General features: G+C 42.2%; 18 protein-coding genes. 8 read left to right on the top strand and 10 right to left on the bottom strand.

Features of this window, described 5'->3' with window-relative positions; translation table 11 throughout:
- Positions 1–21 precede the first annotated feature (21 nt).
- From atpG to FQ082_RS10815, 8 genes are all read right to left on the bottom strand, one after another.
- Positions 22–903 (bottom strand): F0F1 ATP synthase subunit gamma, encoded by an 882-nt coding sequence (gene atpG, locus FQ082_RS10780; protein WP_011514634.1) that lies wholly within the window; start codon positions 901–903, stop codon positions 22–24.
- A 260-nt stretch (positions 904–1,163) separates the two neighbouring features.
- Entirely contained in the window at positions 1,164–2,708 is a 1,545-nt protein-coding gene (atpA, locus tag FQ082_RS10785) for a F0F1 ATP synthase subunit alpha (protein ID WP_011514635.1), read from the bottom strand.
- A gap of 91 nt (positions 2,709–2,799) precedes the next feature.
- Positions 2,800–3,423 carry a F0F1 ATP synthase subunit delta gene (locus tag FQ082_RS10790; RefSeq protein ID WP_020444434.1) on the bottom strand — a complete coding sequence of 208 codons (624 nt, stop codon included), beginning with the start codon at positions 3,421–3,423 and terminating at the stop codon, positions 2,800–2,802.
- A 13-nt stretch (positions 3,424–3,436) separates the two neighbouring features.
- Positions 3,437–3,907: a F0F1 ATP synthase subunit B gene (locus FQ082_RS10795; protein WP_011514637.1), complete on the bottom strand. Its 471-nt coding sequence runs from the start codon at positions 3,905–3,907 to the stop codon at positions 3,437–3,439.
- A gap of 117 nt (positions 3,908–4,024) precedes the next feature.
- Positions 4,025–4,273 carry a F0F1 ATP synthase subunit C gene (atpE, locus tag FQ082_RS10800; protein ID WP_010197960.1) on the bottom strand — a complete coding sequence of 83 codons (249 nt, stop codon included), beginning with the start codon at positions 4,271–4,273 and terminating at the stop codon, positions 4,025–4,027.
- Positions 4,274–4,306: 33 nt separating this feature from the next.
- Entirely contained in the window at positions 4,307–5,173 is an 867-nt protein-coding gene (gene atpB / locus FQ082_RS10805) for a F0F1 ATP synthase subunit A (RefSeq protein WP_149493093.1), read from the bottom strand.
- 681 nt (positions 5,174–5,854) lie between these two features.
- Positions 5,855–6,253: an ATP synthase subunit I gene (locus FQ082_RS10810; protein ID WP_149493094.1), complete on the bottom strand. Its 399-nt coding sequence runs from the start codon at positions 6,251–6,253 to the stop codon at positions 5,855–5,857.
- A gap of 295 nt (positions 6,254–6,548) precedes the next feature.
- A complete protein-coding gene (locus tag FQ082_RS10815) occupies positions 6,549–7,478 on the bottom strand; it encodes a metal ABC transporter solute-binding protein, Zn/Mn family (protein ID WP_149493095.1) in 930 nt (309 codons plus the stop codon).
- Positions 7,479–7,765: 287 nt separating this feature from the next.
- On the opposite strand from FQ082_RS10815, the gene FQ082_RS10820 reads away from it, so the two are divergent.
- From FQ082_RS10820 to gluQRS, 6 genes are all read left to right on the top strand, one after another.
- A complete protein-coding gene (locus FQ082_RS10820; RefSeq protein ID WP_149493096.1) occupies positions 7,766–8,287 on the top strand; it encodes a Fur family transcriptional regulator in 522 nt (173 codons plus the stop codon).
- A gap of 57 nt (positions 8,288–8,344) precedes the next feature.
- A complete protein-coding gene (locus FQ082_RS10825; RefSeq protein WP_227673050.1) occupies positions 8,345–9,076 on the top strand; it encodes a metal ABC transporter ATP-binding protein in 732 nt (243 codons plus the stop codon).
- A 75-nt stretch (positions 9,077–9,151) separates the two neighbouring features.
- On the top strand, positions 9,152–9,985 hold the full coding sequence (locus FQ082_RS10830) for a metal ABC transporter permease (RefSeq protein WP_020444438.1): 834 nt from the start codon (positions 9,152–9,154) through the stop codon (positions 9,983–9,985).
- 308 nt (positions 9,986–10,293) lie between these two features.
- Positions 10,294–11,133: a metallophosphoesterase gene (locus FQ082_RS10835; RefSeq protein WP_149493097.1), complete on the top strand. Its 840-nt coding sequence runs from the start codon at positions 10,294–10,296 to the stop codon at positions 11,131–11,133.
- A 523-nt stretch (positions 11,134–11,656) separates the two neighbouring features.
- Positions 11,657–12,097 carry an RNA polymerase-binding protein DksA gene (gene dksA / locus FQ082_RS10840; RefSeq protein WP_011514645.1) on the top strand — a complete coding sequence of 147 codons (441 nt, stop codon included), beginning with the start codon at positions 11,657–11,659 and terminating at the stop codon, positions 12,095–12,097.
- Positions 12,098–12,360: 263 nt separating this feature from the next.
- Positions 12,361–13,350, top strand: coding sequence for a tRNA glutamyl-Q(34) synthetase GluQRS (gene gluQRS, locus FQ082_RS10845; protein WP_149493098.1), 990 nt, complete (start codon positions 12,361–12,363; stop codon positions 13,348–13,350).
- 47 nt (positions 13,351–13,397) lie between these two features.
- Here the strand turns inward: gluQRS and FQ082_RS10850 are convergent, their stop codons facing one another.
- A complete protein-coding gene (locus tag FQ082_RS10850) occupies positions 13,398–14,522 on the bottom strand; it encodes an FtsW/RodA/SpoVE family cell cycle protein (RefSeq protein WP_149493099.1) in 1,125 nt (374 codons plus the stop codon).
- Between the two features lie 437 nt (positions 14,523–14,959).
- On the bottom strand, positions 14,960–16,375 hold the full coding sequence (murD, locus tag FQ082_RS10855; RefSeq protein WP_149493100.1) for a UDP-N-acetylmuramoyl-L-alanine--D-glutamate ligase: 1,416 nt from the start codon (positions 16,373–16,375) through the stop codon (positions 14,960–14,962).
- Positions 16,376–16,896: 521 nt separating this feature from the next.
- On the opposite strand from murD, the gene FQ082_RS10860 reads away from it, so the two are divergent.
- Together FQ082_RS10860 and FQ082_RS10865 are read left to right on the top strand one after the other, a co-directional pair.
- Positions 16,897–18,396, top strand: coding sequence for a SulP family inorganic anion transporter (locus tag FQ082_RS10860; RefSeq protein ID WP_011514649.1), 1,500 nt, complete (start codon positions 16,897–16,899; stop codon positions 18,394–18,396).
- Between the two features lie 145 nt (positions 18,397–18,541).
- Complete coding sequence (locus FQ082_RS10865; RefSeq protein WP_149493101.1) at positions 18,542–19,396, top strand: universal stress protein; 855 nt, start codon at positions 18,542–18,544, stop codon at positions 19,394–19,396.
- Positions 19,397–19,566: the final 170 nt, after the last annotated feature.

Consider the following 19,566-nt stretch of genomic DNA (forward strand, 5'->3'; position numbering starts at 1 on the left):
GGGTTTTATAAAGGGTTTCAATTATGAAACAGCAGCAGCACCGCCAACGATTTCCGATATTTCTCGGGTAATCGCCGCTTGACGCAGCTTGTTATAAACCAACTGTAAATCGTTAATTAGGTCGCCAGCATTATCTGTCGCCGCTTTCATCGCAACCATACGTGAGGATTGCTCAGAGGCAATGTTTTCCATTACCGCTTGATAGACGATAGACTCAATGTAACGTCCAAGCAATTCATCAATCAATGTTTTAATATCAGGCTCGTAGATATAATCCCAGCTAAGTTCAGTCTGAATGCCACTCTCTTCTTCACCAAATGCACTCTCTGGTAAAGGTACCAACTGATTGACCGTTGGCTTTTGAGTCATTGCATTGACAAACTTATTATAAACCACATAAATGCGATCTATTTTACCGTTTGTATAATCGTCAAGCATCGCTTGAACTGGCGCATTTATCTGCTCAAAAGTAGGTTTATCACCATAATCAGTTACGGCTGAGGTGACTTTGCCACCAAAGCTTTTAAAGAAGCTGACACCTTTAGCGCCAATGACAGCAAATTCAGCTTGTACAGACTGCTCTTGGTATTTCTGAATATTCTTAGATAAGGCTTTGAATAAGTTGATATTCAAACCACCCGCTAGACCACGATCAGATGTGATGACAATATAGCCAACTCTATTGACTGGACGGCTTACCATATATGGATGTTTATAATCGGATGAGGCATGCACCAAATGCGAAATAACCCGGCGCATACTATCAGCATACGGGCGACCCACTTCCATGCGCTCTTGGGCACGGCGCATTTTACTGGCAGCTACCATTTGCATAGCGCGAGTAATTTTCTGGGTGCTTTGAATACTGGTGACTTTGGCACGTATTTCTTTTAAGTTTGCCATAATGATTCCAATATAAGAGGGTTAAAAAGCATTGGCGCATGCAACAATATTTCAATATAAAACGGTATTCTCATTCACAATGTACCATTTAGCATTGCATCATTGTTTAAATGTTTTAATATCTTGTGGCATGACGCAACCATATACCATGAGTTGTGACTAAAGTGGCGCTGCTGTCTTAATAAAAAGCTTATCAGACAACGCGCCACTCCATAAGCTCTAACACTAAAGCCACAACAAAACTGGCTTAACCCGTTAAATTAATAACTGTGATTTTGTTTAAAAGTCTCTAAAGACGATTTTAAACGACCTGCGATATCATCGTTATAATTCGCAGTGTCATCAATCTCTTTCATTAAGTCGGCTTGCTCATCATGCATATAACGTAAGTAAGCTTCTTCAAAAGAACCGATTTTTTCAACTGGTACGTCTGCTAAGAAACCTTCGTTTGACGCATAAATAACAGCGGCTTGCTCAGAGATTGACATTGGCTGATACTGTTTTTGCTTCATCAATTCAGTCACACGCTCACCGTGGTCAAGCTGTTCACGAGTTACATCATCAAGATCTGATGCAAACTGAGCGAATGCTGCAAGTTCACGATACTGAGCCAGTGCGGTACGGATACCACCAGACAGTTTCTTAATAATCTTAGTCTGAGCCGCACCACCAACACGTGATACCGAAATACCAGCGTTCACAGCCGGACGGATACCTGAGTTGAATAGGCTTGACTCTAAGAAAATCTGACCATCAGTGATTGAAATCACGTTAGTCGGTACAAATGCAGATACGTCACCTGCTTGGGTTTCAATGATAGGTAGAGCAGTTAAAGAACCTGTTTTACCGACCACTTCACCATTGGTGAATTTTTCTACATACGCCGCGTTTACGCGTGATGCACGCTCAAGTAAACGTGAGTGTAAATAGAATACATCACCAGGATACGCTTCACGACCTGGCGGACGACGTAATAGTAGTGAGATTTGACGATACGCGACTGCTTGCTTTGATAAGTCATCAAATACAATCAGTGCATCTTCGCCGCGGTCACGGAAGTATTCACCCATCGTACAACCTGAGTACGGTGCGATATATTGCAGTGCTGCTGGCTCTGATGCTGACGCTACTACAACAGTAGTATATTCAAGGGCACCAGTTTGCTCAAGCTTACGTACGACGTTGGCAATGGTAGAACGTTTCTGACCGATTGCAACATAGACACATTTAATACCAGATGATTTCTGTGCAATGATCGCATCGATAGCCATCGCGGTTTTACCCGTCTGACGATCACCAATGATAAGCTCACGCTGACCACGACCGATTGGAATCATAGTATCAACAGACTTATAACCTGTCATTACTGGCTGATCAACTGACTGACGATCGATAACGCCTGGAGCGATCTTCTCAACTTTGTCAGTCATTTTGGCATTAATAGGACCTTTGCCATCAATAGGGTTACCTAAAGCATCAACAACACGGCCTAGCAACTCAGGACCTACCGGAACTTCAAGGATACGACCAGTACAATAGGCTTTTTGACCTTCTTGTAGTTTTAGGAAGTCACCCAGTACTACTGCGCCAACAGAATCACGCTCTAAGTTGAGCGCCATTCCGTAGACTTCACCTTCAAACTCAATCATTTCGCCGTACATGGCATCTTCAAGACCATGAATCTGCACGATACCGTCAGATACTTTGACAATCGTGCCTTCATTCTTTGCAGTTGCACCCGCATCAAGGTCTTGAATGCGCTGCTTAATCAGGTTACTGATTTCCGCTGGATTCAATTGTTGCATTGCCTTGTTTCCTTTAATTTATGATAACCCGCCACTGACGTAAATGCTCTTATATCACGCATGCTTAATTAAGCTACGTTAATGATTGGCATTAGGCCGTTAGCTGTGTTTTTAACTGTTGTAACTTGCCGCGCATCGAATCATCGATGACTTTGTCACCGACTTTGATCGTAACGCCTGCCAAAAGACTGGCATCCACCGATTCATGAATCACTACGCTAGCATTTAGCGAAGCAGCAAGACGTGCTTGTAGCATATCACGCTGATCATCGGTTAATGGATAAGCAGAGGTCACATAAGCGTCAAGCTGCTTTAAGCTTACTGCCTTGTGACGGCGATAATGCTCATAAACTTCAGGAAGCAGCGCCAGACGCTCTTGTTCTGATAACTGTTTAACGAAGTTACTAAATGCTACTGATACTTTTGGATAGCTGGCGTTGCTGTCAGGGCGAACCCCTTTATTTGCATCTAACAACTGCTTAAAAGCAGAATCATTAGCGCTAGCTACTTGCGTATCATAAAGATCGACCAAAGCAGCTGACTTATGCTCAGCAGAAACAGCTGGATTGTCTAGCCAAGTACTGAACGACTTGTCATTGACAACGGTGGCGGCAACAAATAAGAAGTCTTCCCACTCATTTACTGCCCCGTTTTCATTGGCATAGTCAAACGCGGCTTTAGCGTACGGTCGTGCTAAGGTTGATAAGTCAGCCATTATATCCTCACAATTACAGCTTCGCCGCCAGTTGGTCTAACATGCTGGCATGTTTTTGCACATCGACTTTGTCTTGCAAAATCTTTTCTGCACCAAGTACCGCCAATTCAGCAACTTGGGCACGTAATGATTCACGTGCTTGATTGATTTCTTGGTCGATAGAGGCTTGCGCTTGTTGACGAATGCGCTCGCCTTCCACTTGGGCTTGCGATTTTGCATCTTCAACAAGTTGATTGGCGCTTTTATTTGCTTGCTCGATCAGAGCAGCAGCTTTAGTCTTTGCAAGATCAAGCTCCTGCTGTACATCTCGCTCCGCGGTCGCCAAATCTGCTTTTGCTTTTTCTGCGGCATTTAAGCCTTCAGCAATTTTACGCTGACGGTCATTAATTGCGCCGATAAGTGGTGGCCACACGAATTTCATGCAGAACATCACAAAGATTGCAAAAGCAATGGCTTGACCGATGAGGGTAGAATTGATATTCACGTGATCACCTCTTTGTTAATGAAAAATCAGTTTCATTGATCATATTTGATAGCCAAACTTTGGCTATGGTTAAGATACAAACTTTGACTACCAAACATTTACAACTGAGCTTTCTGATTAACCTGCTAGAGGGTTAGCGAACAACAATAGCATAGCGATACCAACACCGATCATCGGAATAGCATCAAGAAGACCTGCTACGATGAACATACGAGTTTGCAACTGTGAACCAAGTTCTGGCTGACGCGCAACGCCTTCTAGGAATTTACCACCTAGAATAGCAAAACCAATACCTGTACCTAGTGCACCTAAACCGATAAGTAGTGCTACTGCGATAACTGTGTAACCACCTAATACTGGATCCATGGATGTATCCTCATTTACCTATTGAATGTCTAATTAATGTTCAGTTGATGATGCAAGTGACATATAAACTATCGTCAGCATCATAAATACGAACGCTTGAAGTGTAATAATTAAGATGTGGAAAATAGCCCACGGTACTGATAACGCCCATTGAATCCAAAACGGCATTAAGGCAATCAGTATGAAAATCAACTCACCAGCATACATGTTACCGAATAGTCGTAAACCTAAAGAGATAGGTTTCGCTATCAAAGTAACAAACTCTAAGATAAAGTTGATGGGGATTAAAATAATTTGTACGATAGGGTTTCTGGCACTAAACGGATGCAGTGTTAGCTCGCCAACAAAGCCGCCTAAACCTTTTTCTTTGATACTATAAAATAGAATCAGTATAAAGACAGAAAAAGACATGCCAAGCGTGATATTAGGATCCGTGGTTGGAACAATCTTAAAGTACACATGATGTGGATCATGTCCCATCAGTGCGCCGATTTGGCCAGCAATCATAGGGATAAAGTCGACGGGTAGTAAATCCATCAAGTTCATTAAGAATATCCATACAAAGATAGTCAACGCCAAAGGCGCAATCAGCTTTGAGGTACCACTATACGAATCACGAACGTTGTTATCAACGAACTCAACGATCATCTCAACTGCAGCCTGAGTTTTACCCGGCACGCCTGAAGTGACTTTCCTAGCGACCATCCAAAAGATGGCGCAGAAAACAATGCCTAGACCAATTGACCAAAGCATAGAATCAAGGTGGATAGCTTTAAAGCCCATTGCACTAGCTTCTTCAGCATTATAGGCAACTTTCCAACCTTCGCCCGGCAGATAGCCGTACGTCCAGTTCGTTAAGTGGTGAGAGATATATTCTGTTGTTGTTTGCTCGCCTGCCATAATGTCAGCTTCTTATTAATCAACGATTTAATCAACTACCAAAAATATGGTTGTCATCTGATGAGATTTTAGTATGTTTATCTGCCTTGCAACAAAGCAAGCAAATGACTCATGCTAACACGCTCATGTAACCAATAACATCCAACCCATAGTTCTATGACTCATGCTGATTTGATAGCGTAAGATAAATTTTAGCTATCAAAAAAGGGCTTATGATAGTTCAGTAATAGCCCTTTACATGTGTACGCAAAATTCTTATGTATATGTTTACTTATTATCACTGTGTTTTGACAGTCGACGCTTAATACAGCGCTGTTAAGTAAAATATTTAGCTGCATATATTAATGCAGGGTTGTATTCGTGTAAAGTCAATTGTGACTTTTTTATCCGCTGTATGAATAAGTTAGCTGCTAGTGGCGTTTAACACCGTTGCTTCGCATCTATAATTAAATTGTAAGAATTTAATTATAAATAGTAGTAAACGCTCATTTCGCGCTCCCCTACCCGCACATTACTGCACGCTACCTTATATCAAACGCTCATATCACGATAGTTGGTACTGTCCTAAGACAATTATTATGCTTCGACTTTCTAAAATCAGTCATAGAGAAGCTGGACGGCAGGGTGACTTGCTAAGCGCAATGAATACTGTAACTATCTATATAGTTATCATTTATTACACTAGCGTATATGCCACAACATCCAACTGTGACTAATTTGCATTACCATAAAACCGATAAACAGCGCAGGCGCTGATAGGGGTTGTACGGTAATAAAAATTAGTGCGAAACCAAACACAGTCAATAGCCATTTGGCCATCTGACCCCGATAAAGCTGGCTAACAATATGTAAGCGCGCGCGATAACCGGTATACCAAAAGATAAAAAAAGCAAAGACAGCTTGTGTGGCAAAACTTAGTAAGGCACCAATAGCGGTGCTTTTTGCAACGGTTAGCGAACTGTGCAGCCATATCGTATCTACAAGCCAAGCAATAATAATAAGGATAAACAGTATCCATGCTTGACGTTTGATATAAATACCAATTTTATCTTTTTGTGTGCGTTTGGCAGGCTTGGTCATCGGTATTCCTATAGCCTTAAACATTTGGATTATATCGCTATCTAATATCATCGCGACACTATTATCCGTGAATGGCTCACTCTACAGATGTTACCTTTTAACCAAAATTAAACGCCACTTATTATAGGGAGCGAGCCCCTTTTAAGCAAGTAAAATATACCTTTTATCAGTCACCTAGCTCAATCATCAAGAATTCATATACTTAAGCGTAGATAACCAGTCTTTGACCGGCGCTATATCACAGTCTTTAGAGATTCTTAATTAACGGTTTCAATCACTTATTCTAATAAGTCCATTATGATATACATTGGCGAATCTGCTGTGCCATCGTTTGCCACCCACTGACAAAGTCCTTACTATTACTCATATCTTCTGTCTGAACGGTTTCTTGAACGGGCTGTAACTTGGCAAGTAAACCTTTGGCAGGCGCACTTGGACTGACCAGACACATTTTCTTAGCGGGGCGCTGCTCGTTAAGCCAGCGTAATTGACTGGCTTTTGGTGCTAAATGATCGTCAGTACTTAAGCTGCCGATGAGCTGTAGGTTCATGCTGTTTTCCATATATTGATAAGCATCATGATAAGCCCAATACGGCAAAGGTTTTTGTTTAGCACTACTGTTTGCCACTGCTGCATCCATACGTTGGGCAAATTTTTGTGCATTGGCATGATAAAGTTTTTTATATTGCGGATTGGCATGACTATGTATGACGGCAAGCGCACGGGTAATGGCTTTGGCGTTGTTAGGATCCAACCAAATATGTGGATCAAGCGTGCCAGCGATAGGCTTGCCTTTGATATCACGCAAAGGATGGCGATTAAAAGCATCAAACTTAAATAAAGCGATAGAGTTAGGCGCGTCGTTTAAATTTGCTGCCAAGTTATTTTCTAGTGACTCACCAAACCAAACCACAAAGGTACTGTCTTTAATTGCCTTAATATCACTCGGGCTGATACTGCCATGATGCCCAACCTCCCCTGCTTGTAGCAATTGCTTGGCAGGGGGCGCGCCTTCAGTAACTGCTTGGCTTAACAAAAATAATGGATAATTACTCACACTCACCGTTGCCGCTTGAGCTGGTAACGCCAAAAACCCTAACATCAACAAGCTAGCTATTAAGAAGTACTGCTGTGTTAATTGCTGCATCTTATGCAAAAGGTTCTTTTCTTGAACGTTTAAGCTGTTATCTACAATCGGCGTGGCTTTATGAGCATTGGCAATCATGCGTTATTGATCCTATTAAGTCATTGAACTGCGATATCTTTAATATATTAAGTTTCCAATCATTATGTTATAGTATAACATAATGAAATCCCACTTTTATTTTGCATTTCAGTTATTCTGTTTTTGCTAACCGCAGTTCAACCTACAAAAGCGATGTTGATTAAAAGTAATAGTAAGGTTTGGCAAATCTACGTATTGATATAGCCATTTACCGTTATACTGTGCGGAATTTAATTAAAACCGAATGCTTTCTGCATTTATTGAAAATGCTTTTGGGAGTTTGTGCTATGCCGACCACTTCATCGAACTGTGAGCATGCTCATGACGTGCAAGATTTTACGCCACAGGATGTGACCGAGCGTCTAGAAGCAGCAAAAGAGCAGTCTCGTATGCGAGGTGTGCGTTTTACCCCCTTACGGCAGCAGATATATATGCTGGTATTGCAGGCCAATAAACCAGTGGGTGCTTATGATTTAATCACTCAGTTACAGCAAATGCGACTCTTAGATAATGACAGTGAGCTTGAGGGCACGAAAAATGTCGCACCGCCAACTGTATATCGCAGTTTAGAGTTTTTATTGAGCGAAGGCTTGATTCATCAGCTGACCTCTATCAATGCTTATGTACCTTGCTGTCATCCACGCGCTCATCATACGGCAGCCTTTTTAATTTGTGAGCAGTGTCAACGCGTACAAGAGTGTAGCAGCTTACCTGTGCAAGAGATGATGAGCTTTGCTGAAGAAGATATCGGCTTTACCGTTGCTCGTAGTGTGATTGAGCTGAGCGGTCGTTGCCAAGCCTGTCAGTAAAAATTTAGATTACTGTTATATTTAAACCTATTCCCTATCCATATGCGCGGTCATCTGATGAATAATACAAGTAAGCTGCTGAACTTAAGCAATGTCAGCTACTATATTGGTCAACAACGTTTACTGTCTAATATTAATATTGACATTGCAGTCAATGAGACGGTAAGCGTTATTGGTCCCAATGGTGCGGGCAAGTCGACGCTGGTTAAGCTTATTTTGGGACTGATTGTACCAACATCTGGACAGGTCACACCTTCTGAGCCTTTACAGATAGGCTATGTGCCGCAGCGATTTTCTGTGCCACCAATACTGCCATTACGTGTCAGCGACCTTTTAGCGCAAGCCCGTAAAAAACGCCTTACGGCAGAGCAGCGGCAGTTTATATTTGATAAATTATCATTGACCCATTTACTCTCGCGGCAGATGCTGCACCTCTCTGGCGGTGAAACTCAACGAGTATTATTGGCACGGGCGTTATTAGATAAGCCCAACTTATTGATTTTAGATGAGCCGATGCAGGGTCTTGATCCTGAAACGGAGGTTTGGTTGTATCAATTTATTGATGAACTACCGGAATTTTTACGCTGTGCTATGTTAGTAGTCTCGCATGATTTGCACTGGGTCATGAAAGGCAGTCGACGAGTGATTTGCTTGAATAAGCATATTTGCTGTGAAGGTCAACCGAGTGAGCTTGCCATCAGCAGTGAGTTTCAAAAGCTATTCGGTCATCATTACGAGCAACCGTATGTCCATCAGCCGCATGCCTGCGAGCATCACGCACCAAGCTAGATATAATAAAAATCAAATGACTTAAATCAAAAACGACCTGATTACCTTTTTTATAAAAATTTACGGATATGTATTATGAGTGCTTGGTTAGCCATTATTGCGCCTGCTTGGATTGCCGGTAGTATTTTAGCATTGCTTTCAGCACCTTTAGGATGCTTGGTGTTGTGGCGACGTATGGCTTTTTTCGCTGATGCATTAGCACATGGGACATTACTAGGTGTGGCACTAGCGGTATGGTGGCAGATGCCAATGGGTATTGGTATTGCGTTGGTCAGCGTGATGGTGGTATTGGGACTGGTATTTATGGATGATGAGCGCTTACCAGCCGATGCTGTACTAGCAGTGGTTGCCGTATCCTTACTGTGTCTGGGACTATTAACTTTAACCCAACTAACCGATCAGCAAGCAAACGTCTTAGGGTTCTTGTTTGGTAACTTGCTTGAGCTTGATTGGGCAGATTTGCCCTTAATTGCTGGCAGCGTACTAGTCGGATTAGCATTACTCATTTATATATGGCCTGCCCAAATTAAATTGGCAACCCATGAAGCTTTGGCACGTATACAAGGCATTAACCCTACTCGCCAACGTCTGTTTTTTATGGGCGTATTAGCAGGGTTCTGTGCCATCGCTTTGCAAGCTGTCGGCAGCTTATTGATCAGCGGCTTACTGGTATTGCCAGCTCTTACTGCTCGCCTGTGGTCAGCATCACCAAAACAGATGGTGATTATCGCCCTATTTACAGCACAACTTGGAGTGACACTCGGTGTATGGGGTAGTATTTGGCTTGATATCCAAACTGGACTCTCTATCGTCTTGGTCTTAGCCAGTTTGTTCTTTACCGCTTTAATCATCTCAAAACTGACCACATCAAAATCCATATTGGCAAAGTTTTGGTCGCCACGCCGTTAGAAGGTAGGCCATTTGCCATAACACACTATAGCCATAGGTAATGCTCTCAAATATCTCTTTCCCTTGCACAACTTTATTTCATTAAAATTGATAAAGCTTTCATACGTTTAATGTTGTAAAATTTCACTAATGCTATCAATATGATAGTTAATAGCGCTTTACGCAAGAGGGAACACCCTTCTTATCAGCAGTCTAAAATGCGCTCTATTAAAACGACATTGAGAAATCAGGTGAGCTGCCATAGTGCATTTAATTATCTGAATATCCTAAAAGTGTTCATTGTTAGTCTTCGATAAGGGACAAATTTAATGCCAAGCTATCCTGTGAGTGCCGTCAGCACGCCAGACGGACAGGTGAATGTATTGCAAATCACTGATTTGCATCTATCATCACATGTGCCGGCTTCTGCTGATGAAACCAGTAGTGAAGTCGCTGTTTGCCAATATAGTTTTGAGGCAATTATCAAGCAAGCATTGAGCAAAGAGATACGGTGTGATTTAATTATTGTAACAGGCGATTTGGTCAATAAAGTAGAGCCTGCTATTTATGACCATATTTTTACAGTATTGAAGGAGACGGGCATTCCTTTTGCCTGTATTGCTGGCAATCATGACGTGACTGATGAGATGGGTGAGGATTTACCTTTTTACCAACGGACGCTGATTGCGAGGGCTTCTGACCCACGTCTGCTTAGCCGTCATTTGATTGAATCTGAGCATTGGCAGCTGCTTTTACTAGACTCATCGATTACTGGCAAAGTAGAAGGCGAGATTACGGCGACCGACATTGATTGGGTACGTGAGCAGCTAGCATCTTGTGCTAAGCCCGCGCTCATCGCGCTCCATCATCATGTATTGCCCGTAGATTCCGAATGGATTGATAGCCATATGGCAGAAAATGCAGAAGAGTTCTGGCAGCATATAACCCCTTTTGAAAATCTTAGCGTTATTATCAATGGGCATACCCATCAAGAGCAAACACGCCATTATCAAGGTGTCACTGTATATAGCACTCCTTCTACCTGCTATCAATTTAAGCCGTTTGAAGACAATTTTGCCTACGATAAAAATATGCGCCCAGGGTATCGTTGGTTGCAATTAGCCAACAATGGAAAGGTTGCAAGCTGGGTTGAAAGACTAGATACTTGACGACCAGTTTTATTGACTAGAATTGATTACTTGTCTGGCTATAATGGTGCTTTGAGTCTGTCGGCTATATTGTTCGCTGATTTTGCTTGATTCGTTATAGAATGGCTGGCACAGTATAGGTTGATATCCATATAACTAATCGCATTTTCGTCTTGAGAGCTATATTTTGAAGACAGCATTACAAACGATAAATAGTGATAAAAATCACAACAGTTTAATATATCATTAGGCAATATTATAATAGCTAGGATGGCTACATCGACCACAATTTAAGTCTTCACAGTCAGTGACTTATTATTTTATTTAGGCATAACCATTTAAATAAAAATATTTATGACAATATACTTGACCATTGATACGTCATTATCAGCATATTGAGACAAACATTTTAATCAGATCAGCTGTGTTACTAAGTGGTAAAACGTTTTATAAAGGGAAAATTTATAGCGTTTGGTAAATTGATAACGTCTGGTCTTTTGACAGCACGTTTTATTGAATTAATTTGAAAAAGTAGGATACCCATATGAGCACCCTGACTACGAATCCAAGTGATGTTAAGTTTACGCCTTATGCACCTGCCAAAGACGAAGAGTATATGTCTGATGAGCAGTTGGCACATTTTAAGGCAATGTTATTAGACTGGAAGCATCAGCTTATCGGTGAAGCGGATCGCACTAAGACTTATATTCAAGATGAGTCGAGCGCCATGCCAGACATCAATGATCGCGCCACTCAAGAAGAAGAGTTTGCGCTAACTTTGCGTACACGTGACCGCGAACGTAAGCTTATTCGCAAAATCGACAAGTCTATCTCAGAAATCGAAAATGATGATTATGGTTTTTGTGAAACCTGTGGCGTAGAGATTGGTTTGCGTCGTCTTGAAGCACGTCCAACAGCAACTCAGTGTATTGATTGCAAAACATTGTCTGAGATTAAAGAACGCCAAAACCAAGGTCATACTTAACAGCGCTTAGGTTTGCTAAATACAAGATATAGTGAACTGAAGCCATTCTGATTAAGCATGATAATAACGACGAGCGACCATTGATTGGTCGCTCGTTGCGTTTTATAAATAGGCTTTACGCAGGTTGACGAGTCACTAACAAAATAAGCGTATTTGTTAAATATCTTTTTATAGGTGGATTGTTTATCCTATTTATCTCTTCAGTCATTTTACAATAACTGTCTATGTTGAAAACCTCTACCCCGTCTAAGTCAGAAAAAACCATGCCAACCAATATTGAATTGATGCAGCCTATCGGCCGTTTTGCGCCTTCACCCACAGGTGAGCTACATCTAGGTTCGTTAACGACCGCGCTTGCCAGCTTTTGTCATATTAAATCACTCGGTGGCAAATGGTTATTACGTATCGAAGATACGGACACCGAACGTTGTGACAGACAGTTTACCGAGCAAATTTTGATAGATTTAGAGGCGCTTGGACTCAACTGGGATGGCGATGTTATTTTTCAATCTGAACGCATTGATATTTATAATGATTATGTCTCTTCAGTATTGAGCCCTCTGACTTATGGCTGTCAGTGCTCACGTAAGCGTTTAGAGCATTATTGGACACAGCAAGAGCAGCAAATAGCGCTTAATGATGTAAAATTATCCACTGACTTATCTATTAACGATAATAGAAAAGTAGATAGCGATCTACAGCCTAATAGGCAACGTTATCCACGTTTTTGTATTGAGGAGGATTTAAGTCCTATACAACATAAACTGCGTATACAGCTGCCAGATTACTGTATTGGATTTAATGATGGTATTCAGGGCATACAGTGGGATAATCCGCAGCAAACTTTAGGGGACATGGTGGCTCGACGTCAAGATGGCATGATTAATTATATTTTGGCGGCAAGTCTTGATGATGGACTACAGCAAGTCACCCATATCATGCGCGGTTTGGACATCTTACCGATGACGACTGCTCAAATCAGTATCATGCAAGCAGCACGCTTACCGACGATCAGTCATTGGTATCATCTGCCCTTGATATGCAATTCAGATGGTCAAAAACTCTCCAAGCAAAATCTTGCGCAGCCTATCGATACCCGTCATCCAAGTAAATTACTTGCGTATGCGTTAAAGCTATTAGGGCAGTTACCAGTCGAGCATGACTCGCCAGAGCGTATGCTAAATCAAGCAATTGCTCAATGGGATAACACGCCATTACAAGGTAGGCAGTCTTTAAATATGCCCACTATTTAACAAAAAACGCCGCTATAAGCGACGCTTCTCTAAATCAAAAATACCAATTAGTAATAGCGACATTGGCTTTTTTCAATCTCAGGGCTTTCTTTATAAATCTTTAGTAGTACCGCCACCATCACTAAGCTAATCAGCATTGATGAGCCACCATAACTAAAGAAAGGCATTGTTAAACCTTTAGTCGGAATTGCACCCATATTCATTGCAGCATTGATAATGGTCTGTGCAATAAACACGACCGCAATGCCAAAAGCAGTATAGCTCATGCGCATCTGCCGACGCTTTAGAGCGGTATAACTAATACGCATGGCACTACCGATAATCAGCGCTTCAAGTATTAGAATCATCGTCACCCCAACGAAACCCAATTCTTCACCCGTAATGGCTAATAAAAAATCGGTATGCGCTTCTGGCAAATGCGACAGTTTTTGCACACTTTCACCATAACCAACACCAGTAAACTGTCCACGGCCAAAGGCAATTAAACTGCGTGCCAACTGATAATCCGTATCTTGCACATCATCAAATGGGTCTAGAAAAGACATCACTCGTACTAATCGGTACTGTACCGTCGCAACCATTAATACTGCGCCGCCGACAGCGACCGCACCCAAGGCGATAAACTGTTTGTAAGGAGCACCAGCGATATAAAAAATTGCAAAGACCATACCAATAATAACCACAAAGGAGCCAAAATCTGGCTGCGCTAATAATAGGAAAGTTATCATCCCAACCACCAACGCAATCCTTAAAAAGCCATCCCAACCGTTACGAACTTCGAATGAGCGCCGTACGACAAAATCTGAGACAAATATAATCATTACAAGCTTTGCAAGCTCTGCTACCTGGAAGTTGAATCCTGCTAAGGTTAACCAGCGCTTCGAGCCATTAATGGGCGTGCTAAATAAGGTCGCAAATAGCAAGGCTCCCGTAATGGCTAAGAGTATAAATTGGGTTTCGGTCTTATATAAGGTCTTTAAGGATACAACCCGATAAGAAACCGCTGCGATAGCCAGTCCAATGCCCATGTATAGAAGCTGATTATAAAAGAACTTTAGCTCTGTCATGCCGCGACTGAGCGCAAAAGGAATAGACGCCGAAGCCACCATTAATAGGCTCAGCACCAACATACAGCCAACGCTAGATAATAAAATCGCACGCGCAGATGGCATAGATAAAACGCCATCTGAACCGTTAGGTTGTCGAGATTGAAAAGAAGAACGAAAGAGAGAAGAGAGCGCCATAATTTTATATACACTAGCAAACGAAAAAACACGGCGTTTATGCAACGCCACCGTTTAAAAATTAAAAAGAGATATTGGTGAATAGACTTGACTAAAAAGTTGCGCATAAGCAAGTGTCGATTAGAAAACCTTCAATGAATACTCATCAAAGCATTCACTGTCTCTGCTACAGTCTGTAATTCTTGCCCATAATGCTTTTCTTTGACAGTAGCAGCAATTTGTAAGCAAAACAATCATTTATATAGAAAATGCTTGTCGTGTTTACGATTATAAAGCGCAGGTCACATAATATTGTAACAAGGCGCTTTATAAGACTGAATAGGGCGATATAGATGCTTAGGTTTTGCCGTTCATGATAGAAACCTTTAAGACACAACATCCAATTGTTTAACGAGCTGGCTAAAGTGCTCGCCGCGCGCGACAAACCCATCAAACTGATCGAAGCTTGCACAAGCAGGTGACAATAACACTGCCTGTACTTGCGACAAACTACTTGCTGTTACTTGCTCAATCGTCGCAAAAGCATTTTCTAATGTCTGACATTGATGTAGGCTGACCTCATCGCTGAGACCCGCTGCGCGTAAATGCTGCTCAATCTGCTTACCGTCTTCACCAATAAACATCACTTGACTCACATATTGATTGATAAAGGGCGAAAGTTCACCGAACTGCTGACCTTTACCTTGACCGCCCAATATTAATAGCAGCTTACCGTCTTTTGGCGCATAAACTGCACCTAAACCTTCAACAGCCGCCATAGTTGAGCCAATATTAGTGCCTTTAGAGTCATTAAAATAATCAATGCCAGCGACTGTAGAGACATATTGGCAGCGATGCTCAAGCCCTGCAAACTGCTGCAAAGTAATTAGCATACTTTCAAGCGGCAAACCAGCAAGCTCGCCCAATGCCAACGCTGCTTGGGCATTGAGCAGATTATGACGCCCTTTTATCTTAAGTTTGTCTGCCGATATTAGACGCTCTGTGCCGCGTGCCAAATAAGTCTGTCCGGCGGTATCCGTAATAAGTCCATAATGTCCTTTATTAGGCGCATGGATACCAGTACTCAATCTTGGCAAACTGTCTGATACCAGTGGCCGCGTCAAGGCATCTTCTCGATTAATCACTACTGATTTGGCGCCTTGAAAGATACGATGTTTGGCTTGGTGATAGCCGAGCATATCGCCATGACGATCTAAGTGATCAGGCGACATATTGAGGACTGTCGCGACCTGCGCTCCTAAGTTGGTGACCGTTTCTAACTGAAAGCTGGATAACTCTATAACCGCCAGCTCCATCTCTTTATTACTCAATAGGCTCAGCGCTGGCACACCAATATTACCGCCTACGCCAACATTGATACCTGCATCTGCCGCCATTTGTCCGACCAGTGTCGTAACGGTGCTCTTGGCATTTGAACCTGTAATCGCAACGATTGGTACCGTACAAGCCTCACAAAATAGCTGAATATCACTGACCACTGGAATATTTGCAGCTCGTGCCGCGGCAATGGCGACATTATCTAAAGAGATACCAGGGCTGATAATAATCCGTGCCGCTTGTTGTAATAATTCGGCATCGATCGCACCAAACTGCCTGATATCAATAGTAGCAGGTAGCTTATCTGCTAACGCAGGATTTTCCTGATTGTCAGTGACGGCAACTTGGTAGCCTTGCTCAGCCAAATAATGCGCGACCGATAACCCCGACTGCCCCAAACCGACCACGACTTGTAAACCACTGCCTTTATGAAGTAAGGTTTCTGTTGCGGTGCTAGCGGTCATGGCTTTTCCTTTTATGAAACGAACAAATAAACGAACAAAATGATATCAAGGAAACAGACAATCAATGTACTGCACATATCGCCTGAACCATTTGATTAAAATGAATAGTATGATAACGGTATCAACCATATTTCGGTACTGATTTTTCAATACTTTATACAATGAGACGGCGGTTTTTATATTGAGTGGCTAATGCTATAATAGCGACCTTAGTAAGAGCGACTATATTGACGACAACTTCAGCATAGCATTTTAGTTTAGCATGTTGTCACGACTATCGTGCAACTGTCGCCTCTTATTGGCAATGTTTCATATTACGCTAATAGTATGATAGGCATGTTCTCCCTTATTTTTCATCATATGTATTTTTATAATTTTTCTGACGTTTTATCTGTCTTCTTCTACCGCAGACCATGATTGCGGACACAGTTTTATCATTCTAGAAATGCTCATCACAATGCAATCATTCTATCACTGAGTAATGATTGCTTTTTTTGTCCCCAACTATATGCAGTTTACTTATGACATCTTTTTTTGGTAATTTACGTGAAGAGTGGTTTTCCAATATTCGTGGCGATACCTTATCGGGTTTAGTCGTTGCTCTGGCACTGATTCCAGAGGCCATTGCCTTTTCTATCATCGCCGGTGTCGACCCAAAAGTTGGTTTATATGCCTCATTTTGCATCGCAGTAGTCATCAGTTTCGTTGGTGGACGTCCGGGTATGATTTCGGCAGCTACAGGAGCCATGGCATTGGTCATGGTTGACTTGGTTGCCGACCACGGTCTGCAATACTTGCTTGCTGCAACCTTGTTGTGCGGTGGTATTCAAGTCGTTATGGGCATCTTAAAGCTGGGTAATCTGATGCGTTTTGTGTCGCGCTCAGTCGTTATCGGTTTTGTGAATGCGCTGGCAATTTTGATATTTGCCGCGCAGTTGCCTGAGCTTAACCCTGCCACTGAACGCGTTGGTCTGACGGTTTATATAATGACTGCCGCAGGTTTGGCGATTATTTATTTATTTCCCCTCATTCCTAAAATTGGTCGCGTTATTCCATCGCCACTGATTTGTATTGTAGGTTTGACAGCTGTTGCCATGTATATGAATCTTGATATTCGTAACGTTGGTAGTATGGGCGACTTGCCAGATTCATTACCGATGTTTTTGCTTCCTGATATTCCCCTAAACTTGACTACCTTACTTATTATCGCGCCTTATTCTATCGCGCTTGCCATCGTAGGTTTGTTGGAATCTATGATGACAGCAACCATCGTCGATGAGCTGACCGATACGCCAAGCGATAAAAATCGCGAATGCCGTGGTCAAGGTATCGCTAACGTCGTATCAGGATTCTTTGGCGGTATGGCTGGCTGTGCAATGATTGGGCAGTCAATGATTAACGTAAAATCTGGTGGGCGTACCCGTTTATCATCGCTCATCGCTGGTGTCGTACTACTGATTATGGTGGTGTTTTTAAATGATTGGGTCAGCTTGATACCGATGGCGGCGCTGGTAGCTGTGATGATTATGGTATCTATTGGTACCTTTAACTGGCAGTCTATTCGTGAATTTAAGACCCATCCTATGTCATTTAATATCGTCATGCTAGCGACAGTTTTGACCACCGTTTTTACTCACAACTTAGCATATGGCGTCGGTGTTGGCGTACTATTATCTGCTTTAGCTTTTGCTAACAAAATTGGTCAATTCTTAACCGTATTTAGCGAATATGATGACAGTAGCAATACGCGTTATTATTACGTTCAAGGGCAAGTGTTCTTTGCATCTACCACGCAGTTTTTGCAAAGCTTTGATACCAAAGAGGCATTAGATAATGTTCACATCGATGTGAGCCAAGCGCATTTTTGGGATATCAGCGCAGTAGATACTTTAGATAAGCTGGTGATACGCTTGCAGCGCGAAGGTATTGAGGTAAAAGTCGTTGGATTGAATAGTGCCAGCCGTACGCTTATCGATCGTTTTTCGATTCATGATCGCCGAGATATTGGTTTATTAGATTAGCACTGTATGTGTGTTATCAAGCTGATATAAACGAGTGGTTTATTGATCAGTAATTATATTGGTATATAAATCAGGTTGGGCAGTTGAGCGCCATATCTCGACTGCCCAGCTTGCATTTAAGTTATTGAAATGATGTGATGCCTTTATGAGTAATTTGAAGCCAGATAGCGTGATTGCCTGCTTAGACTGCCCAAACCATGTGCAAGCTGTATTGGAAGCAAGCATGTGGGCGTCTATCCGCTTGCAAGCCCCGATTGGACTGCTGTATTCAGTGCCAAGCTTACAGCAAAAGGCAGCCGTTGATTATTCAGGCTGCCTCAATATTGATGATGAAAATACCTTACTAGATCAATTCACTACAAAAGAGCACTTGAGTAATTGCGAGTTAAAAGCGCAAGGTAAGCTTCTTTTACATCAAGCAAGCAGCTATTGCGAGCAGCAGCGTCACAAAATCAAGACTTATACGCTGCATCGGCATGAAAAGCTCGATGACAGTATTAATTATGTCGATGACCAAGCCCAACTTATCGTGATTGGTCATCATGTTACTTGTAAATCGACTCTAAGCCAGCTTATCCGCTCAAGTCACTGCCCCATTTTGGTGACTCATGCACTATTTTTGCCCCCTACCAGTGCTTTATTTGCGTTTGATAATAGTCCTACTTCGCACAAAATGCTGAATTGGCTCTGTAAAACACCTTTAGTGCGCGCCTTGATGATCCATATCGTCATGGTCGGCAAAGAGAATTCTGAAAACTGCGATGCATTACGTGAAGCCTACGCGCGCCTAAAACAAGCTGGTATTAAATGCAAAAAAACCTTGCTCGACTGCCGTGATGTCACTGCAGCGCTAACCTACTATCAACGTGACAACGATATTGGTCTACTGATGACAGGTGCTTTTGCCCAGCCGCGTTTGATTGAGCTACTCAAAGGCAGTGACACCAAAAAGCTATTAGGTAGCACCACTACTCCGTACTTATTGTTCCCCAAGGCCTAAAGACAGCCTCTTAGCTTATTCTTTTTGACACTCAGGCTACCTGTTTAGCGATATAGAGACTACTCTTTATATCGCTAAACAGGTAGCCTTTGTCTTTTCTAGCTGTTTTTATATCCTACAATCATTTAGCAAATCATCACAGGAAATAAAGCCATATCCTCCCCCAAGTG

Origin of the sequence: Psychrobacter sp. ANT_H56B (assembly GCF_008369245.1) — a bacterium.
Taxonomy (GTDB): Bacteria; Pseudomonadota; Gammaproteobacteria; order Pseudomonadales; family Moraxellaceae; genus Psychrobacter; species Psychrobacter cryohalolentis.